This window comes from Burkholderia arboris, from assembly GCF_902499125.1.
In the GTDB taxonomy this organism is placed as follows: Bacteria; Pseudomonadota; Gammaproteobacteria; order Burkholderiales; family Burkholderiaceae; genus Burkholderia; species Burkholderia arboris.
Genome location: NZ_CABVPX010000028.1, coordinates 82875 through 101457 on the forward strand (window position 1 = coordinate 82875; position 18583 = coordinate 101457).

Consider the following 18583-nt stretch of genomic DNA (forward strand, 5'->3'; position numbering starts at 1 on the left):
GGCTGGCATTGAAATTCTTGACGACCGACTGGTCTCATCCGGCTTTCTGAAGTGGCCTTCGTTCGATATGTACGTGATTGGTCGTATCGGTAGAATTGCCATGGGTGGCATATTCGGCACAAACGACTGACGCTGTACCGGTCGCGGCAAGTATCGATCCAGGCGTACTTCACCGCGCCTCCCTCGCAAAGTACGCCGTTGCTTTTGAGAGAATCTCAATATCGAGTTTCGCGCTGGCCAATTCCTTGCGTAGCCGACTGTTCTCCGCTTCCAGTTCGCTAATCGGGCGAGCTGACCGTGCTGCGACCGCCTGATGAGCACCCGCCTCGCCAACGCCGTCAGCCCGGCGACTACGACGCATCCAGTTCGCTAATGTCGCCATCGGGACCCCGAGCCGTCGCGCGGCTTCATGCTGACCGACGGATTCGGCAAGCCTGACGGCCTCGACTTTGAACTCGTCCGTGTATTGCCGTTTCGGCACTGACCCCTCTGACATGCAACCCTCCGTACATACAGGAGATTAACAAAATTCCTGCTGTACGCGAAATCAAGGCATGGTCATCGCTGAGGCGCTGCAGGCCGACGCGTTCACTGGTTATACCGAGCTACATCTCGACGGCCGCGTCCAGAATCCGCCTGCAATCCGCGGAAATCGTTTGCGGTTCCATCGAGTGTTCATTGCTGCCGCCAAATTGCCGGCGCCCTCACGATGTGCGCCGTCCCTCATTCTTTGCCAGACATCGCCGTTATGTTCGGCTCCCTGCCCACACCCCCGGCCGCCGGAGGCTCCACGGCCGCGATTGCTCCAGTTGCCCAGCAAGCCGCAGCAACCTGTCCTCACGCGCGAAACCCGCCGCGAACTGCACCCCGATTGGCAACCCCGTCTTCGGATCGCTCTCCAGCGGCACCGACATCGCCGGCCCGCCTGCGACATTGAACGGCGGCGTGAACGGCGAATGTCGGAACACCCGATCCGTCCACTCGAGCCCATTCATTGACTCAGAACCCTGCGCGTAGGTGCCGATGACTGGCGCGCCATGCGGCAACGTTGGCGTCAACAGCACGTCGAACCGCTCGAACCATGCACCAACCGCACGCGTGACGGTGTTCCGGATATCCAGGGCGGCTGCGTAATCCGTCGCCCGTGCCCGTCGGCCGTACCGGACGCAGGCCAGCGTCGCCGGCTCAAGCGTCGTTGCGTCGACCGGTCGACCGGTCGACGCCGCGATGCTGTCGATCCAGCCGATCATCGTCGCCGTCCAGATCGTCGCGTTCGCCTGCACGAGCGCCTCCCACGACACCCCGATACCTGGCGTCTCGAGGCTCACGTGATGACCTAGCCCTTCGAGGTGGCGCGCGGTGTCGCTGACGGCAGCCGCGATCGCCGGATCGGTGCGATCACCGTTCCACGGGTCGATCATCAAGCCGATCTTCAACCTCCCCGGCTCACGGCCAACCTCGGAAAGGAAGCTATGCGCTGGCGCGGACGTGACATACGGTTCGCCCGCCGCGTCTCGGCTTTGCACAGCATCCAGCAACGCGGCGCTATCCCGCACGCTACGGCTGACGCCCAGTTGGACGCCGAACCCGGAGAACACTTCGTCCAGCGCCGGTCCGTTCGAACCGCGCCCGCGCGTCGGCTTGAGTCCGAACAGTCCGTTGTACGCGGCAGGCACACGGATCGATCCCGCCGCATCGGTCGCATGTGCGACGGGGACAACGCCTGCCGCGACGGCCGCCGCCGCGCCACCGCTCGAGCCACCCGCACTCAGTCCGAGTTGCCACGGGTTGCGTGTCGCCCCTTGAAGCGTCGACTCGGTGGTCGTGCTGAACGCCATCTCGGGTGTCGTCGTCCGGCCGATCGTGACCAGGCCCGCGTCGCGAAAGCGCTCCATCAGAACCGAATCGCCGGCCGCTACGCATCCTTGCGCGAGGCGGCTACCCAGTTCGAGGCGCCTGCCCGCCATCGAGATTGCGATGTCCTTGATCAGGAAAGGCACGCCGGCCAACGGTCCACCTCCGTCGAGCGACACGCGTCCGCTTGCCTCGAACGGCCAATGTTCGACGATCGCGTTGAGACTTGGATTAACGACGTCGGCCGCGACGCGTGCCAATTCCGCCAGTTCCGCCGGTGTAACTTCCCGGGCGGCGACGAGCTTAGCCAGCCCGACTCCGTCAATGGCGGTGTATTCGGTGAGATTCATGGGGTGCTCCGGTTGGTTTGGTACCGCCGAAGATAGGGGATCGGCGCGCAGCCGATTAGTCCGTCGTCGTGGCAAGCATTGCCCCATCAATGGAACAATGGACGTGTTAGCCTTGCACTCCATCGTCACGACCGCTCCCTACAAGAGTGCATCCATGGCAAGGGATCTGAACGACACGCTCGTCTTCGTCCACGTCGTACAGGCGGGGAGTTTCACCGGCGCGGCCAACGCGTTGCAAATTCCGAAGACAACCGTTAGCCGGCGCGTCCAGGAACTGGAAACCCATCTGGGCGCGCAGTTGCTGCACCGAACCACACGCAAGCTACGGTTGACCGAGGCGGGTACAGCCTACTTCGAGCAATGCCGCGCGATTGTCGACCGGCTCGATGCGGCAGAAAGCGCGGTGCACCAGTTGCGCGACGGCCCGCGTGGGTGGCTGCGCGTGACCCTTCCGTATTCGTTCGGCGTCACCTGGATCGCCCCGTTGATCGCCGGCTTCCGTTCGCGCTACCCCGATGTTCGGCTCGAGATCGTCGCTACACATGTGCCGCTAGACCTGTTCGCCGAAGACGTGGATATCGCGCTACGCTTCGGCATCCTCCCGGATTCGAGTCTGGTCGCGCGGCACCTCGGCAGCTTCGCGACATCGATTTATGCCAGCCCCGGGTATCTGGACGTCCACGGCGCGCCGTCCGGGCCAGACGATTTGCACCACCACCCAGCCCTGGTTCTGCATCAGGCCAAGGGCACCGGCTGCTACATCTGGACGCTGCGCAAACCAGGCCGCAAGCCGGAACACTACTCCCTCGATCCGGTGATCGTCGCGAGCGATCCCGCGTTGATCCTCGATGCGGCGCGGGCGGGACAAGGCCTGATGCTGGCAATGGACATGAGCATGGAGCCAGACGTCAAGGCGGGCCGGCTACGCCGCGTATTGTCGGACTGGAAAGGCCCACCGCAGGATCTGAATGTACTGTTCCCGAAAGAACGCGCACCGTCGCCCAAGGTGCAGGCGTTCGTCCGCTATCTCCGCGAACAGCTGAGTTTCACCGACCACCGCCTCTGACCTGAGTCACCGGATAGCCAGACTCGACCGAGCGTGGCGGGAGGTTGATAGCGATGCGCGCTATCGGGCCGGCGTTCGTTGTAGAACTGTCGCCAGCGTTCAATCCGCTCCTTCGCACCGGCCATCCCACCAGTTCGCGGTTTGCGTGGTCGGCCCTGCGCAAACCTGCCCGGATCCAAGCCGATCGGGCTGACGACCACGACAAATATCGCCAGCCGTTGCACGATGTCGGGTTTTCCTATCTGTTGCCTGTTCCGACATCTCGACGCCGCACGAAAATGGTGTAATGGCCGCAAGTGCTGCACTGAACGCTCGTACCAGCTAGTGTGCCGTCGTGCCGTTCGTGGACCATGTTCTTGTCGAATCCGTCGGTCGGTCCGTCACTTGTGTATTGGGTGAGAGAGAGCGAACGGCCGCAGTTGGAACAGGCTACTGATGTGGGGCGCTTCTGGGTCTTGGCCATTTTCGCGTTTTCCTGGTCCTTTTGACGACCTCTATAGACCTCGCCTGGCCGTAGAACCCGCCACGATCTGTCACCTCGTTCCCACACCACCTTGCCGTCGGTCAGGCGCTTGAAATGCTTTAGTACGTCCTTGGAAATACGCACTCGCGGACGAAACACGTACAGGCGTCGGGCACCGGCTCGGGAGGAACGTCGGCGGTAACGCGAAGGCCGACAATCGCAAGGTGCCTGTCATCGTCGATTCTCTACAACAACGACAACTGACCCGGTATGCTTGTACGACCTGCGTGATCGCTTTCCTTTACGGCTGAGTTCTGCTGGGTCGTGGACTGAGTACGCTCGGCGCCCGGTTGATACTTCCGCACCCAATCTTTTCTTCACGTTGCCGACCGGGTGCATGGCCGCCGCACTGCAACTCGTCGCGCCCAGCCGCATGCGCGGCACCGTCGGCGCGCTCTACTCGTTCTTCGCGCAGTTGATCGGCTTCGGGCTCGGACCGACCCTGATCGCCCTCTTCACCGATCGCGTGTTCGGCAATCCGAAGATGGTCGGCGATTCGATCGGGATCGTCTGTACGATCGCGTCCGCGCTCGCGGTGTGGTTGCTGTTCGGCGCACTGCCTCACTATCGTCGGTTGCTTGCGGAGGAGCGTGGCGTTCAGGTGGGCTGACTTGTGGGATTTGGACAGGATCGGTAAGCGCCGCGGCCGACGTCGCGCGCTGCCGACCCGAGACGTTTTTTGCAGCCATTCGGCAAGTGACTTCTCTTTTATTCGACGCGAGACTCACTGCCTGATTGGTCGCAACATTCCGCCTCACGTCACATCCGCGTGCATTCAGTTCGTCCATCACGCCAACCTCATTGCCGTCTCGGCGAATGACAATTCAACATCATATGATGATATATAAGGATGCCTGATTGAAAGATCTGGGTGCCGCAGATCGCGCTTGCCGGAACCTGTCGCCGGGCGTATGGTTTATTTCTCTATCGCCCTTTCCCGGGAGATATCAAAATGGCTGCCATGCAATCCGCGGCCACGCCCCTCTCCGACGAGGAATCCCGGCGCCAGTTGCGCCGCGCCGTCATCGCCAGCACGATTGGCACCACGATCGAATGGTATGACTTCTTCCTCTACAGCACGGTCACCGGCCTGGTCTTCGCAAAGCTGTATTTCCCGCAATCCCACCCCCTCGTCGGCACGCTGCAGGCGTTCCTGATCTATGCCGTCGGTTTTGTCGCACGGCCTGTCGGCGCGGCGATCTTCGGCCATTACGGGGACCGCATCGGACGCAAGGCCACACTGATCGTGACCCTGTTGCTGATGGGGTTCGCCACGTTCGCCGTGGCCTTCGTTCCGACCTACGCCGCGATCGGCATCTGGGGCGCGGTTATCCTCACGGTACTGCGTTTCATCCAGGGCGTCGGTGTCGGTGGCGAATGGGGCGGCTCGGTCCTGATGTCGATGGAGTGGGCGCGCACCAATGCGCATCGCGGCTTCGTCGCGTCGTGGCCGCAGTTCGGCGTGCCAGCGGGATTGTTCCTCGCCAACCTGGCCGTGCTGGCCATGAGCTGGATTTCCGGCAGTGCGTTCGTCGCGTGGGGCTGGCGCGTACCGTTTTTCCTCAGCATCGTACTGGTTGCGATCGGGCTGTATATCCGTCTGAACATTCTCGAGACGCCGATCTTCGCGAAGCTGCTGGCCGAGCGCCGGATCGAGAAGACGCCGATGCTTGAAGTCCTGCGCAAGCAGCCGAAGGATATCGTGCTGTCGGCGTTCGCGCGGATGGCCGAACAGGCGCCGTTCTATATCTACACGGCGTTCGTGTTCACTTACGGGATCACGGCGCTGGGCGTCACGCGCGAACTGCTGCTGGCGGCGGTGCTGGTCGCATCCGTGGTCGAGTTCTTCACCATTCCGCTGTTCGGGCACGTGTCGGACCTGATCGGGCGGCGGCGGATGTACATGATCGGTGCGGTTGCCGTCGGCGTGTTCGGATTCGTCTACTTCGCGATGGTCGATAGCCGGAATCCGGTATGGATCTTCGCGGCCATCGTATTGTCGCTGGTTCCGCATTCGATGATGTACGGACCGCAGGCTGCATTGATTGCCGAGTCGTTCACCGGGCGGTTGCGGTATAGCGGCGCGTCGATGGGTTATCAGCTCGCTTCGGTCATTGCAGGTGGTCCGGCACCGCTCATCGCCACGGCGCTGTTCGCCTACTACCACTCGGGGTATGCGATCGCGGTGTACGTGCTGGTGTGCGCGGTGCTGAGCGTGGTCGCCGCGTCGAAGCTCGGGGACTATACGAACAAGGATATTTCGCGGGAATACGACGACGCTCGGGGGTTCGGGGATCACGGGCACGCACCGCCGGTGACTTGACGAACCGGCCGGCTCAGGCCGGCGCTGACGACCGATCCCCCGGCGTGCCGGAGCGCGCAACGGGACGACGCGCGAACCCGGGGGATGGGATGGTCGTGCCGACGCGCGCGGTGAGCCATCGCATCGGTGAAGCTCGGGAGCCCGGCGAGGTCGGACGCTTCCCCGGCGGATTGTGCTTCGCGTGTAGACGCGATCATGGATGGCGCGCCTGTACCGTCAAGATCGGCGGCGGATCGCTCATCTGCGTCGTTCCTGCGATCTGCCGGAGCCGCCATTGCCACGCTGTCCTACCCGTCGTACGGGGCCAGGGGGGGCGATCGCGTGCGGCGTGATCTCCGTACGCGCGCCGAAGCGCACAAGCATGTTGCCGTCGCCTTCGCCGGAGAACATGCCGACACTGCGCAAGCGGCCCCTTACCCGAATCGCTCGTCTCGTTCGCGATCCTGTTTCATGTCCCGCCGGTTCCGCGACGATCGACTTGCCAGACTGAGGTGCGATCCCGCAACCTTCGAGAACGGATCCAGACAAATGGTCCAGCGTCATGCCATCGCTGTCGAATGTCACGCGTCGAAGCAACGCGCGGCCGGCCTGTGTCGCCGCGACCGCGGCCATCGCACGTCACGGCCGATTTTCGGTGAATCCTCGCGCAGCGTTAGAATATCGCCCCTTCTCACAGGAGACGAAAATGTCCTGGTTCATTTACGAAGTGCCCGAATACCACGAAGACTCTGCGCGCATCGAGCCCTTCAGCGACCTGCGTAGCCGCGTGCTGAAAACCGGTGACCTGGCCATGGCCGACGAACTGGAAAGCGTTCGCGAAAACGCCGCGGCGACGGCGGACACGCCCGAGCGCCCCTTGCGTACTCCGGAAAATCCGCATGTCTTTCCGATCCCTTACGCCGACTCCATGATCCTGGTCGGGTTCATCTTCGATCTGAAACGCGAATTCCGGCAACTGGTCGTGTCACCCGTGGAAATGCCCTGGCTGAAAGAAGCATAAAAGCCGGCCGGAACGAAAGCCGGCGGGAGCGTCGCTCCTGCTCTGGAGCCGGGTCCGACTATCCAGCGCACGCTTTCGGATACACAAACCTCGAGTGGGAGCCGCGCGTCGGACTGAATCGAACTGCACAGTTATTCAATCGGGGGGAACTGCCGTGGATCTCGAGCGGGTACCGAGACGCGTTCGGCATCTTTCCCTGCACGTTGCATCCAGGCCACCACGGGGACGTGCCGCCCTCAACCATCAAGTCGAAGGCAAACGCTTCAACCCTCTTCCGCACCGGCGCCGGGAGCGATCGAGTAACGGCCTCGCGCAGCGCGCCATTGTTCCGCTATCGGAGCAGCGTTTTTTGAGCGCCGATCCGGCAATCGGAGTCGATCGCCTGCTTCGCTTGTTCGATGCCGCGTTTACGGCCGCGCCGTAGACAAAATTATCGCGAGTCTATCGAGCCGATCCGAGCGGTCTTGCATGTCGCGGTGCTCCGCAAACCCGCTCGATACCCGTCGCCGCCAGACCCAGCGACGGGTCGTCCCGCACGATCGCAACCCGCTCAGGCCCCCGACGTCAGCGCCACGCGATGCTCGGTCTTGTTCAGATGGGCGACGGCGCCGTTCCGTTTTGCGAGTGCGTACATTTCGTCGATGCCGACCGTCACGAGCACGCTGCCGTCCTGATCCAGAATCTGAAGCGGCCCGTGAAAGATGGCGAGCATCAGCGCACCGTCGTCGGAGCCCGGTGCGTGCGTGACACCGCCCGCCTCGAGCATGAAATCGTCGGCGAACACCTGGCCGTTGTCGTAGAAGAACGAACCCGAGAGCATGAAGATCTCGACGGCTCCCATGTGCTTGTGCGGGGCAAATCGCGAGCCGGGATCGAAGGTGTTCAGCACGACCATGTAACCGCGGTTTTCGTCGAAATTGAGGATCTTGTACTGAATGCCTTCGAGGCCGGGCTTGTCGAGCCGCGTCCACGGAATCAGCTTCGAGCGCGTGATGAATCCGCCGTCGTTCAGGCGGCAATGCGTGGCATGCTGCGGATCGGCTGCGCCGACGGCGGCGTTCGTCATGGGGTGAGTCATGGTTGTTGTGCTCCAGGATGAAGCGACCGGCTGGCCGCGAACGCACAATCTAGCGACGTGCGCACGCCGTCTCAATCCCGCCGGATGCGGGGGTTGACCGCAACGCCAGCATCGCGCTCAGCGCGGTCCGGTTGGGGGCGCCGAAGCGCACGCACAACGCGCGGACATGCTCCTTGACTGTGTGTTCTGAAATGCCGAGCGTGCGTGCGATCGCCTTGTTCGGTGCGCCGTCGCGCACGAGGCGGCCGACGGCGGCAGCGCGCGGCGGCAGCGGATCGCAGGGATCGCACGGTTCGGTGAGGCACGGCGAGCACGCGCCTGCGTACAGTGCGCCCGGTTGGCTCACGGCAACCGATACCGCCCGGCATACCCAAGCGAACCGTGCGATGTCGCGCACATTGAACGGCTCGCCACCGGCCTTGCGTGCGAGGTTCAGCGTTCCGACGATCCTGCCGCCCGCTTCGAGCGGCCCCTGGAGATTGGGGCCGAAGCCCCAGCGCTGCAGGTGCCGCCATGCCGGCGAATGCCCCCATACGGCCGCCGGCAGCGCACCCCCTGTCATCGCGCGACGCGAGCGCAACACGACGTGCAGCACCGGATCGCGCTCGCGTATGGCGGCTTCGTATTCGTCGAGAAAATCGATCGGCGCGCCGGCGGTTTCGCAGGCAATCGGGCGCGCATCCGGGGCGAGCAAATAGAAGCCGCTCGCACATGCGTCGAGCCCGGTCGTGAGGCAGGCCAGACAGCGGCCGCTGATCTGTTCGAGCGTGCCGCCGCGCGCAAGCTCGAGCAACGCGGAGACATCGCGCGCGTCGAGGCCGTCGTGCGCGGGCGAGGGCGCGAGGGCGCAGGATGAGGCGATCATCGATTTCCTGGCGAACGTAAGGATTGCCGCCGGCATCGTCCAGCGCGCTTGCCGTGGCTTCGATCGCCTGCGCGCTCGGCGACGCCGACGAGTATGGCGTCGGCCGACGATCGCGAGCTAGCCGGTAAACGCAATCGCATACGGTCGCCTGTCCGGTTCGCGCAAATATCCGGAAGCCGGTCTTGCGCGTTTTATTGACGGTGTCGCAAACGTGTACAGTGGGCGTACCCCGGAACACGACCGCGATCGACCGATTTTGCCCTCCGGGCTTCCCCGCATACGCAAAGAAGATACGCCATGCCAAATGCTTCCTTGCCGATCGAGCCGACCCTGCTCCGTCGATACCGCTATTTCGAATCGGCCGATATCGACGACACGCGCGAGCGGATCGCCGCGGTGCTGCAACAGCATCGGCTCACGCCGGGCAGCGCGCGCGGCGGCTATTCGGCATACATGGACTACGTGCGGATCGACAGTGTCGGGTTCGGCACGATCGGTTACGACGTCGCGATGGGCGTCGATGCCGGCGAAATCGAAGATTACTATCTCGCCATCCTCAGCCTGGGCGGCTATGCGGACGTCAGCGTCGGTGGCCGGCGCGTGATCGTCGGGCCGGCCCAGGGTGTCATCGTCGGTCCGGCCACCCGTTTCGGCGGCACGTTCTCCCGCGACTGCGAGCAGTTCTTCGTGCGCGTCGACAAGCACGCGATCCTGGCGCATACGGGATACGACCATCTGCAGATCGAGCCGGTGCTCGATCTCTCCCGCCCCGACCTCCTGCCGTGGCTTGCCCAGTTGCGCGTCATGGCCTCGTCGCCGGAAACCGTCGCGCTCGCGCAGCGCGACCGCCGCATCGCGCTCGAATTCGAACGGCTCGTGATCTCGCTCCTGCTCGCCGGTCAACCCCATCACTGCCAGACGAGGCCCGGCGGAACGGCACTCGTGCCGCGCACGGTCAAGCGGGCGGAAGCCTATATCGCCGAACACGCGTGCGAGCCGATCACGCTGGCCGATATCGCGCTGGCCGCTGGCGTGCCCGTGCGTACGCTGCTCGACGGCTTTCAGCGCTTTTCACGCGGCAGCCCGATGCAGCTGGTGCGCGAACGGCGTCTCGAACGTGCGCGCGACCAGTTGCTGCAGGCACGCGAGACCGGCCGCGTGGCCGACGTGGCGCTCTGTTGCGGCTTCGCGAATCTGGGCCGCTTCGCCGCCCTGTATCGCGAAACGTTCGGCGAATCGCCGTCGGATACGCTGCGCCGCGCCCGCCAGTCCGCCGGCTGAGCCGGAATTCTGCGCGCGCCGGACAGGCGCTGCGCTCGACGGATATTCGCGGCCAATTCGCCCGCATACAGTGGGCTCCTCTGAATTCAACGGAGCCGCTGGATGTCCCCGCTCAGAATCCGCGTCGAGCGTATCGACGCCCTGACGCCCGCAATCCGCCGATTGCTTCTCGTCGCCGCAGACGGCGGCCCGCTGCCCGGGTTCGCAGCCGGCGCGCATATCGGCGTGCACGTGCCGCTCTCCCCACGCACCCAACGGCGCGCGTATTCCCTCGTGAACGCCGGCGGCAGCGCCGGGCCGGTCGACCGTTACGAAATCGCGGTGTTGCGCGAACCCGCGGGAAGCGGCGGTTCGCAGTGGATGCACGCATGCACGCCCGGCGACGCATTCGACATCGATCCGCCCAGAAACGATTTCCCGCTCGTTGCGGACGCGCACCAGCACCTGCTGGTGGCGGGCGGCATCGGCATCACGCCGATTCTCGCGATGGCCCGCGAACTGACGCAAGCCGGGCGCCCGTTCGCCCTGCACTACGCCGCGCGCGACGCCGTCTCGATGGCCTATCGCGACGAGGTTGCCGCGCTACCCGATGCGACATCCTGGCTCGACAACGGCGAACCGTCGCGCGGCATGCCGCTGGCCGACACGATCGGCGCGCCTGAAAGCGGCAAGCACCTGTACGTGTGCGGCCCCGCCGGACTCATCGAAGCGACACTCGCGGTCGCCCGGCGTCTCGGCTGGCGCGACGACATGCTGCATTGCGAGCGCTTTGCGGCGCCGGTCGCGACGGGCGGAGACGCGCCGGTCGAAGTCCGCCTCGCGGTGTCGGGGCGCACGCTGAACGTGCCGCCCGGCACCTCGATTCTCGACGCCATGATCGAAGCCGGCCTCGATCCGCTCTACGACTGCCGGCGCGGCGATTGCGGCGTGTGCGCGGTCCGCCTGCTCGACGGCGATCCCGATCACCGCGACATCTGCCTCAGCGACGACGATCGCGCGCGCGGCGGGTTCTGTCCGTGCGTGTCGCGCGCGAACGGCGCGCACCTGGTCCTGGATCTTTGACCCTCTCCTTCGAGGAAACCCCATGAGCCTTACCAACGAGACCCTGGCGGGTCTGGTGCGCCCCGACAGCGTGCACAAGCGCCTCTATACCGACCCGGCGATCTTCGCGCTGGAAATGGAGCGGATCTACGGCCGTGCGTGGATCTACGTCGGCCACGAAAGCCAGGTCAGGACGGCCGGCGACTATCACACGACGCGTCTCGGCGACCAGGAAGTCGTGATGGTGCGCGCGTCTGACGGCGCGATACACGTGATCTACAACCGGTGCCCGCACAAGGGCGTGAAAGTCGTACCCGACGGCGACGGTTCGGTCGGGAAGTTCTTCCGGTGTCCATACCATGCGTGGACCTTCAGGCATGACGGCACACACCTGTCGGCGCCGCTGCGCAATGGCCTGCAGAACACCTGCTTCGACCCGCAGCATCCGGATTTCTCGATGCGCCGCGTCGCGCGCGTGGACAGCTATCGCGGCTTCGTGTTCGCCAGCCAGAGCGACGAGGGCCCGGATCTGCGGACGTTCCTGAATGGTGTCGTCTCGTCGATCGACAACCTGTGCGATCGCTCGCCGGTTGGCGAGGTCGAGGTCACGGGCGGGGTATTCCGTGTGTTGCAGCGTTCGAACTGGAAAGTGTTCTACGAGAACCTGCACGACACGATGCATGCGCCGGTCACGCACGAATCGTCGGTGGTGTCGGCCCGCTCGCGGGCCGCGGAGCTGGGGGCGATGCCGTTCGAACTGCTCATCATGGACGGCAATGGCGAACCGTACGAATTCTGGGAAAAACTGGAGCTGCGCGCGTACACGTACGGCCACGGTTACATGGAAGGGATCTTCGATCCGGCGGCCGCCGAACGCGATCCGGTGTCGAGCGCGCATTTCGCGGTGCTCGCGCAGGCCTACGGCGACGAGCGCGCGCGCCGGATTCTCGGCATGAATCGCCACAACACCGTCATCTACGCCAGCGGTTCCCCGCACACGGTATTTCAGCAGTTTCGCGTGATCCGCCCGATTGCGGTGGACCAGACGCTCGTCGAAATCCAGCTGTTTCGCCTGAAAGGCGCGCCCGACGAGGTGTTCGAGCGTGCGTTGACCTACGCGAACGTGATCAATTCCCCGTCGTCGAACGTGATGCCCGACGACGTCGAAGTCTACGCGCGCTGCCAGGAAGGCAACCGGACGCGCGGCGGCGAATGGGTGAGCATGCATCGCTACGCGGGCACGGACCGCGCGACGGACGACGGCTTCGTATCGATCAACGGCACCAGCGAACTGCCGATGCGCAACCAGTTCGCCGCGTGGAAGCGTTTCATGGTCGACGAGACCGGCCAACCCGCGCGCATGCGCGAAGGAGATGCCTGATGCTGCACGATCCGGCTTTCGACCTGTCGACCGTCGCGGTCGACGCCCCTGCTCTCGCTTTCGACGCCGCCCTGCAGGCGCAGGCGGCACAGTTCCTGTACCGCGAGGCGCGGCTGCTCGATACGCGCGCGTTCGACGGGTGGCTCGACCTGTGGGCGCCGGACGGCATGTACTGGCTGCCGCACGAGCCGGGCCAGGCCAACCCGCGCGATCATATCTCGCTGTTCTGGGAGGACGCGACGCTGCGCGAAGTGCGCGCGGCCCGCGTGACGAACCGGCGCAACTGGTCGCAGCAGCCGTCGACGCGCACGGCGCGGATGGTCGGCAACGTGATCGTCGACGGCCGCGACGCAGCCGGCCGGCTGGTCGTCCACTCGACGCAGATCGTCAACGAATGGCGGATCGGCCAGCGCACGCTCGCGGGGCTCGTCACGCACAAGCTCGATACGCGTGGCCCGGCGTGGAAGATCTACCTGAAGCGAGTCGATCTCATCAACTCGACCGATGCACTCGCAAACCTGGAGGTATTCGTATGAACGCCGCCACGCTTTCGACTCCGTTTGCGCGCACGGCCGTGATTGCGCTGCATTACCAGAACGACGTGATCGATCCGCGTGGCAAGATCCGCGTCGGTTTCGACACGGACCAGCCCGGTCGCGCGGCGGTGCTCGACGCGGCAGGCGCGCTGCTGGCCGGTGCGCGGGCGCACGGTTTGCCGATCGTGCATGTCCGTATCGCATTCCGCGAAGATTACGCGGACCTGCCGCGCAATGCCCCCGTCTTCGTGCGCACCGCCGAACTCGGCGCGCTGCGCGACGGCAGCTGGGGCGCGCAGTTTTACCCGGCGCTCGAACCCGATCCGGCGCGCGCGCTCGACCATGTCGTGCATCACCAGTGCACGAGCGGTTTCATCGGGACGCCGCTGGAACGGCTCCTCGCGGCTCACGACGTGCGTCACCTGATCGTCGCAGGCGTCGCGACGCATTCGACCGTGGAGATGACGGCCCGCCATGCCGCCGATCTCGGTTATCGCGTGACCGTCGCGGCCGACGCCTGCGCCTGTGCGGATCGCCGCCAGCATGACGCCTCGCTCGAGTCGATGCGGTTGATTGCGGCCATTTCCAGCGTGGCCGAGCTGTTCGGCCCTGCGTCGAAAACGGAGGGTGCATGAACGTGTCGCGTTCTCCCGAACCGGCCCGGCAGGCGTGCCCGGGGCGCTCGAGCGCGCGCCTTGAGGGCAAGGTCGCGATCGTCACCGGTGCGACGCAGGGGCTCGGCGCCGACATCGCGCGCAACCTCGCGAATGAAGGCGCATGCGTGCTGATCGCGGGGCTCGACGTCGACGCGGGCCATGCGCTGGCCGCTTCGATCGGCGCCCCGGCCCACTTCGTACCGACCGACGTCACCGACGACGCGCAGCTCGATCGCGCGATCGCGGCGGGTATCGCCGCCTTCGGCGGCCTCGACATCGTCGTGAACAATGCGTGCAGCTACGACGACGCCGGTCTCGCCTCGACGCGCGAACAGTGGGCGCGCCTGCTCGACGTCAATCTCGTGTCGGCGGCGATTCTCGCGCAGAAGGCTGCGCCGCACCTGCGGCGACGCGGCGTGATCGTCAACCTCGGCAGCGTCGGCGGCAAGTTCGGCGCGGCGGGACGCGCGCTGTATCCGGCGTCGAAGGCCGCGTTGCTGCAACTGACGCGCAACCTCGCCGTGGATCTCGCGTCGCGCGACCTGCGGGCGGTGAGCGTGTCGCCGGCCTGGACGTGGTCGCCGTCGCTGGAACGGCTCGCGGGTGGCTCGGTCGATGTCGCGGATCGTGTTGGCCGGCCGTTGCATGCGCTCGGCCGAGTCGGCCGCGGCGACGAGATCGGACGCGTCGTCGCGTTTCTCTGTTCGGACGATGCGTCGTGGATCACCGGTGTCGACGTACCCGTCGACGGCGGTTTTTCAATCCTCGGGCCGGACCAGGGCCGCTCGCCGCGCGAGTGGTTCGAGCGGCAGGCATCGCGGTAGCGAACCGTGCGGCCCGCATATTTCCCCCCTACTCTATCGGGAGTGCATCCATGACGAAGCAAATCAGAATCGAACGGGGCGACGTTGCGTTCGACGCCTATCTCGCGCTGCCGGAAGCCGGCAGCGGCCCTGTCGTCGTGTTGCTGCAGGAGATTTTCGGCGTGAACGCCGAGATGCGCGAAGTGGCGGATCTCTATGCGGCCGAGGGCTATGTCGTCATCGCGCCGGACCTGTTCCACCCGTTCGGCCCGAACATCGAACTCGGTTACGGCGAAGCCGACCATGCAAAAGCCTTCGACTATTACGGGCGTCTCGATGTGGCCGGCGCCATCGAAGATATCCGCGCGACCGTCGCCCGTGCGCGCACGCTGCCCGAATCGAACGGCAAGGTCGGCGTGCTCGGCTTCTGTCTCGGCGGCAAGCTCGCCTGGCTCGCTGCGGCGCAGTGCGGCGTCGACTGCGCGGTCGGCTACTACGGCGTCGGCATCGAACAGTCGCTCGATCTGGCCGAGCGCGTCACGTGCCCGCTCGCGTTGCATTTCGGCGTAGACGATCCGCTCAATCCGCCCGGGACCGTGGCGGCGATACGCGCGGCGCTGGGCGGCAAGCCGAACGTGAAGCTTTACGAATATGAAGGCGCCGGTCATGCGTTCAGCCGCAGCGGCCCGACCTTCGTCAAAGCGGCCGCGATGTCCGCGCATACGCGCAGTCTTGCGGTGTTTCGCAAGGTGCTCGGTCCCGACTACGACCTGGGCGCGCTCGCCGATCATCACTTCCATCTGGAGTTCGCCGCGCGCGATCCCGACGAGACGATGCGGACGATGGTGCCCGAGCCGTACGTGAATCACGTGCCGACCATGACGGGCGGCACCGGGTACACGGAACTCAGGCGCTTCTACACGCATCACTTCATCCACAACAATCCGGCCGACATGGCGATGGCGCCGATCTCGCGCGTGGTTGGCGTCGATCGCATGGTCGATGAATTCATCCTGACGTTTACGCACGACCGGGAGATCGACTGGCTGCTGCCCGGCGTCGCGCCGACCGGCAAGCGCGTGGAGATCCCGATGGTCGCCATCGTCGAATTTCGCGGGCCCAAGCTCTACAACGAACACATCTATTGGGATCAGGCGAGCGTGCTCGTGCAGCTCGGGATGCTCGATCCGCAAGGCTTGCCGGTTTCCGGCGTCGACGTCGCGCGCAAGCTGCGCGACGAAACGCGGCCGTCGAACACGCTGATGGCGCGCTGGCGCGAGAGCGAACCGGTGCGAGCATGACGCGCGCAGCACCGGAGGCGGCGAGTCCGCAATAGGCGCCGCCGGGGCCACGGCGGTGTGCACGGCCGTCGACCGTGCACACCGGTTGCGCTGATTCGGTCGCCTGCTCGGGTGTCGACACGGCGGTCGGCGCCATGCGTGTTCGGTTCTGACGCGTTTTCGAATCGGTCAGTCTGGAAATGCAATCGATCTGCCGCACAAGAATCGGGCGGGTGGCGTTTTAACGCGACCACGCCGTCATGTTCCGCGTCACAAAGCCAGGCATGAATGGCAATCGCGTGACGCCGTTTGGCCGCGCGATGTACGCGCTGAACATCGACACGTTCGACCGGCCAGTCGCGACGGGCGTGCACAAAGCGGTCGCAACGTGGGTCGATATCTCGCGACTCGCGGTATTGGAATATCGATTTGCCAAGAGCCTCGTTCGTCAGCCCTGACGTTACGAGGCTTTTGGTTTTTGACGATCGTGAACGATCGGTCTCGACGCTTTGTGTTCCGAGGGCGTCAGCATGGTCGCCTTCATCGTTCAATAATTCGATGAATTGATTATTTTTGTATTGAATCGGGTTGGTAAATAATAAAAATACCCGGATCGAAACGAATTATTAATTTGTTGCGGATTATGCTCGATATGAAAATAACTCGCATTGAGTAAGCTAATTTTCACAATCAGCATGCTACAGTGCGCTTCAAATATTCATGTGGCACGAATACTTAGAGTCGCCAGTTCGCACATCCAATCAAGCAACACCTCCCCGTTTCGCCTGTCTGGCCTTGAAAACAACCCTGCTCGCGGGCTGCCGGCGAACCACCGTCAAGAATGGGTTTGATTTTTCAGGTTATTGAAACGCGCGATGTGTGATCGCTCATCATTCGCGCCCTTCGCCATCAAGTCGCGTGTATTGAACAATGACGAGGATAATTTTGAATACAAAAGACCCTCAGGAATTCGCGGAGCTGACTGCCGCGCAGATGGAAATGTGGTTTTCGCAGAAACTCGAACCCGACAACCCGTTGTTCGACAGCCGTGGCTATGTGGATATCAATGGCGCGCTAGATCGTCCGGCCTTCGAGGCGGCATTAAGCCGTGTTATCCAGGAAGCCCGGAGCCTGCATTTTCGCTTTCTCGAAACACCGGCCGGGCCCTTGCAGTTTGAATGCGAACCGGATGCATTCGGGCTGGATTTTATCGATGTGTCGAATGAAGCAGACCCGTTTTCAGCTTGCTGGAATGTCATGCAGATCGAGTCGAGCACGGCGTTCGACCTGCTCTCCGGCAAGCTGTTCAGCCAGATGCTGTTCAAGCTCGGCGACGAGCGTTATGTCTGGTACCAGCGCTATCACCATATCGTGATGGATGGGGCGAGCATCCCGCTCGTGACACGCCGGGTTGCCCAGATTTACACGGCACTGACGCGACAGCAGCCCGTCCCCGACGCGGATTTCGGCGCGACTGACCTGATGACGGACGGCGACCGCTCGTACCGGTCATCGTCGCGCTACGCGAACGACCGCCAGTATTGGCAAGACTACGTCGACACCCTGCCTGCTCCGGAAACCCTGGCCGGTACGACGCCGCGCGCGAGCGGCTTTTTCAGGCGGGAATCCGCGCCGCTTCCGCTTGCGTTTGTCGAACAGCTCGACCGGATCGAGACGCAGATCGCGAAGTGGCCGCTCGTTCTCACGGCCATCGTGGCGGCGTACCTTTACCGAACGAGCAACGGCCGGACTACCGTGTTCGATTTCCCGGTATCGGCGCGCACGAAGGAGACGCGCACACTGCCCGGGATGTTCGCCAACATCCTGCCGATGCGGCTGCCTCTTGCGCCGCACATGACGCTCGTGGAATTGACGCGGCACGTGAGCACCGAAGTCTTCTCGCACATGAAGCACCAGCAGTTCCGCGTGAAGGAGATCAAGCAGCTGCGCGGTGCGGTCACCGCACCGGTCTTCGGTCCGCGCATCAATATCGTGCCGTACGGCAACCGGTGGGAATTCGGCGAGAGCCGTGCGACCCTGCATGCGCTCGCCAATGGCCTCGTCAACGATTTCGCGGTGACCGTGACAGGAGATCCGCGCGATCCCGGGTGTACGTTGCACGTGGACGCGAATGCCGAGCTTTACGACAACGCAAGTGTGCTGGCGCATCGAACGCGGCTGCTGCATTTTATCGAGTCCGCGCTCGCCGATCCTGAGCGGCCGATCGGGCAAATCGACCTGCTCGATGCCGACGAGCGGCATCTGCTGCTGCACACGTGGAATGCGACGGCGTCTGCTTACCCCGAACACCAGTGCATCCACGAACTCGTCGAGGCGCAGGCCCGGCAAACCCCCGAGGCCGTCGCGCTCGTCGCGGACCACGAGCACCTCTCCTATGCCGCCCTCAACGCCCGCGCCAACCGGCTCGCGCATCACCTCGTCGAGCTGGGTGTCGGGCCCGATACACTCGTTGCCGTGTGCGCCGAGCGCAGCGTCGCGATGGTCGTCGCGCTGCTCGCCGTGTTCAAGGCCGGCGGCGCTTACCT

Annotated in this window: 17 protein-coding genes and 1 pseudogene; 13 read left to right on the forward strand and 5 right to left on the reverse strand. The window is 64.3% G+C overall.

Features of this window, described 5'->3' with window-relative positions; genetic code table 11:
- Positions 1–110: 110 nt before the first annotated feature.
- Together BLA15945_RS28230 and BLA15945_RS28235 are read right to left on the reverse strand one after the other, a co-directional pair.
- A pseudogene (locus BLA15945_RS28230) lies at positions 111–496 on the reverse strand (transposase); the annotation flags it as partial.
- Between the two features lie 250 nt (positions 497–746).
- Positions 747–2204, reverse strand: coding sequence for an amidase (locus BLA15945_RS28235; protein ID WP_174993902.1), 1458 nt, complete (start codon positions 2202–2204; stop codon positions 747–749).
- Between the two features lie 154 nt (positions 2205–2358).
- Here BLA15945_RS28235 and BLA15945_RS28240 point away from each other — a divergent pair, with 154 nt between their 5' ends.
- Entirely contained in the window at positions 2359–3270 is a 912-nt protein-coding gene (locus BLA15945_RS28240) for a LysR family transcriptional regulator (protein ID WP_059242466.1), read from the forward strand.
- A 238-nt stretch (positions 3271–3508) separates the two neighbouring features.
- Here BLA15945_RS28240 and BLA15945_RS38060 read toward each other — a convergent pair whose 3' ends face one another.
- Positions 3509–3892: a DUF6953 family protein gene (locus tag BLA15945_RS38060; protein ID WP_407045117.1), complete on the reverse strand. Its 384-nt coding sequence runs from the start codon at positions 3890–3892 to the stop codon at positions 3509–3511.
- A gap of 238 nt (positions 3893–4130) precedes the next feature.
- Here BLA15945_RS38060 and BLA15945_RS28250 point away from each other — a divergent pair, with 238 nt between their 5' ends.
- From BLA15945_RS28250 to BLA15945_RS28260, 3 genes are all read left to right on the forward strand, one after another.
- On the forward strand, positions 4131–4403 hold the full coding sequence (locus BLA15945_RS28250; protein ID WP_233464313.1) for a hypothetical protein: 273 nt from the start codon (positions 4131–4133) through the stop codon (positions 4401–4403).
- A 342-nt stretch (positions 4404–4745) separates the two neighbouring features.
- A complete protein-coding gene (locus BLA15945_RS28255; RefSeq protein ID WP_174993903.1) occupies positions 4746–6116 on the forward strand; it encodes an MFS transporter in 1371 nt (456 codons plus the stop codon).
- Between the two features lie 685 nt (positions 6117–6801).
- Positions 6802–7116, forward strand: a complete 315-nt coding sequence (locus BLA15945_RS28260) for a helicase (RefSeq protein WP_174993904.1) — start codon at positions 6802–6804, stop codon at positions 7114–7116.
- A gap of 550 nt (positions 7117–7666) precedes the next feature.
- Here the strand turns inward: BLA15945_RS28260 and BLA15945_RS28265 are convergent.
- Together BLA15945_RS28265 and BLA15945_RS28270 are read right to left on the reverse strand one after the other, a co-directional pair.
- A complete protein-coding gene (locus tag BLA15945_RS28265; protein WP_174993905.1) occupies positions 7667–8194 on the reverse strand; it encodes a cupin domain-containing protein in 528 nt (175 codons plus the stop codon).
- A 49-nt stretch (positions 8195–8243) separates the two neighbouring features.
- Complete coding sequence (locus tag BLA15945_RS28270; protein WP_174993906.1) at positions 8244–9059, reverse strand: helix-turn-helix transcriptional regulator; 816 nt, start codon at positions 9057–9059, stop codon at positions 8244–8246.
- 297 nt (positions 9060–9356) lie between these two features.
- Between BLA15945_RS28270 and andR the strand changes: the two genes are divergently transcribed.
- The 9 genes from andR to BLA15945_RS28315 all read left to right on the forward strand — a co-directional run.
- On the forward strand, positions 9357–10340 hold the full coding sequence (gene andR / locus BLA15945_RS28275; RefSeq protein ID WP_059241609.1) for an anthranilate 1,2-dioxygenase regulatory protein AndR: 984 nt from the start codon (positions 9357–9359) through the stop codon (positions 10338–10340).
- A gap of 102 nt (positions 10341–10442) precedes the next feature.
- Positions 10443–11402 carry a PDR/VanB family oxidoreductase gene (locus tag BLA15945_RS28280; protein ID WP_174993907.1) on the forward strand — a complete coding sequence of 320 codons (960 nt, stop codon included), beginning with the start codon at positions 10443–10445 and terminating at the stop codon, positions 11400–11402.
- A 22-nt stretch (positions 11403–11424) separates the two neighbouring features.
- Entirely contained in the window at positions 11425–12762 is a 1338-nt protein-coding gene (locus tag BLA15945_RS28285; RefSeq protein WP_174993908.1) for an aromatic ring-hydroxylating dioxygenase subunit alpha, read from the forward strand.
- A complete protein-coding gene (locus BLA15945_RS28290) occupies positions 12762–13298 on the forward strand; it encodes an aromatic-ring-hydroxylating dioxygenase subunit beta (protein ID WP_174993909.1) in 537 nt (178 codons plus the stop codon). Before BLA15945_RS28285 ends, BLA15945_RS28290 begins: the two co-directional genes overlap by 1 nt.
- A complete protein-coding gene (locus BLA15945_RS28295) occupies positions 13295–13933 on the forward strand; it encodes a cysteine hydrolase family protein (protein WP_174993910.1) in 639 nt (212 codons plus the stop codon). Before BLA15945_RS28290 ends, BLA15945_RS28295 begins: the two co-directional genes overlap by 4 nt.
- Positions 13930–14778: an SDR family oxidoreductase gene (locus tag BLA15945_RS28300; RefSeq protein ID WP_174993911.1), complete on the forward strand. Its 849-nt coding sequence runs from the start codon at positions 13930–13932 to the stop codon at positions 14776–14778. The genes BLA15945_RS28295 and BLA15945_RS28300 overlap by 4 nt, the downstream gene beginning before the upstream one ends.
- A gap of 50 nt (positions 14779–14828) precedes the next feature.
- Positions 14829–16058, forward strand: a complete 1230-nt coding sequence (locus tag BLA15945_RS28305; RefSeq protein WP_059241599.1) for a dienelactone hydrolase family protein — start codon at positions 14829–14831, stop codon at positions 16056–16058.
- Positions 16059–16321: 263 nt separating this feature from the next.
- Positions 16322–16495, forward strand: coding sequence for a hypothetical protein (locus BLA15945_RS28310; RefSeq protein WP_174993912.1), 174 nt, complete (start codon positions 16322–16324; stop codon positions 16493–16495).
- Positions 16496–16982: 487 nt separating this feature from the next.
- Positions 16983–18583, forward strand: a 1601-nt coding sequence (locus BLA15945_RS28315) for a condensation domain-containing protein (RefSeq protein WP_174993913.1), incomplete at its 3' end; no start/stop codon positions are given.

Coding starts and splice junctions, on each gene's coding strand:
- BLA15945_RS28265 (WP_174993905.1), bottom strand. CDS start 8,194: ATGACTCACCCCATGACGAACGCCGCCGTCGGCGCAGCCGATCCGCAG.
- BLA15945_RS28250 (WP_233464313.1), top strand. CDS start 4,131: ATGGCCGCCGCACTGCAACTCGTCGCGCCCAGCCGCATGCGCGGCACC.
- BLA15945_RS28290 (WP_174993909.1), top strand. CDS start 12,762: ATGCTGCACGATCCGGCTTTCGACCTGTCGACCGTCGCGGTCGACGCC.
- BLA15945_RS28235 (WP_174993902.1), bottom strand. CDS start 2,204: ATGAATCTCACCGAATACACCGCCATTGACGGAGTCGGGCTGGCTAAG.
- BLA15945_RS28255 (WP_174993903.1), top strand. CDS start 4,746: ATGGCTGCCATGCAATCCGCGGCCACGCCCCTCTCCGACGAGGAATCC.
- andR (WP_059241609.1), top strand. CDS start 9,357: ATGCCAAATGCTTCCTTGCCGATCGAGCCGACCCTGCTCCGTCGATAC.
- BLA15945_RS28310 (WP_174993912.1), top strand. CDS start 16,322: ATGAATGGCAATCGCGTGACGCCGTTTGGCCGCGCGATGTACGCGCTG.
- BLA15945_RS28300 (WP_174993911.1), top strand. CDS start 13,930: ATGAACGTGTCGCGTTCTCCCGAACCGGCCCGGCAGGCGTGCCCGGGG.
- BLA15945_RS28240 (WP_059242466.1), top strand. CDS start 2,359: ATGGCAAGGGATCTGAACGACACGCTCGTCTTCGTCCACGTCGTACAG.
- BLA15945_RS28295 (WP_174993910.1), top strand. CDS start 13,295: ATGAACGCCGCCACGCTTTCGACTCCGTTTGCGCGCACGGCCGTGATT.
- BLA15945_RS28305 (WP_059241599.1), top strand. CDS start 14,829: ATGACGAAGCAAATCAGAATCGAACGGGGCGACGTTGCGTTCGACGCC.
- BLA15945_RS28270 (WP_174993906.1), bottom strand. CDS start 9,059: ATGATCGCCTCATCCTGCGCCCTCGCGCCCTCGCCCGCGCACGACGGC.
- BLA15945_RS28260 (WP_174993904.1), top strand. CDS start 6,802: ATGTCCTGGTTCATTTACGAAGTGCCCGAATACCACGAAGACTCTGCG.
- BLA15945_RS28280 (WP_174993907.1), top strand. CDS start 10,443: ATGTCCCCGCTCAGAATCCGCGTCGAGCGTATCGACGCCCTGACGCCC.
- BLA15945_RS28285 (WP_174993908.1), top strand. CDS start 11,425: ATGAGCCTTACCAACGAGACCCTGGCGGGTCTGGTGCGCCCCGACAGC.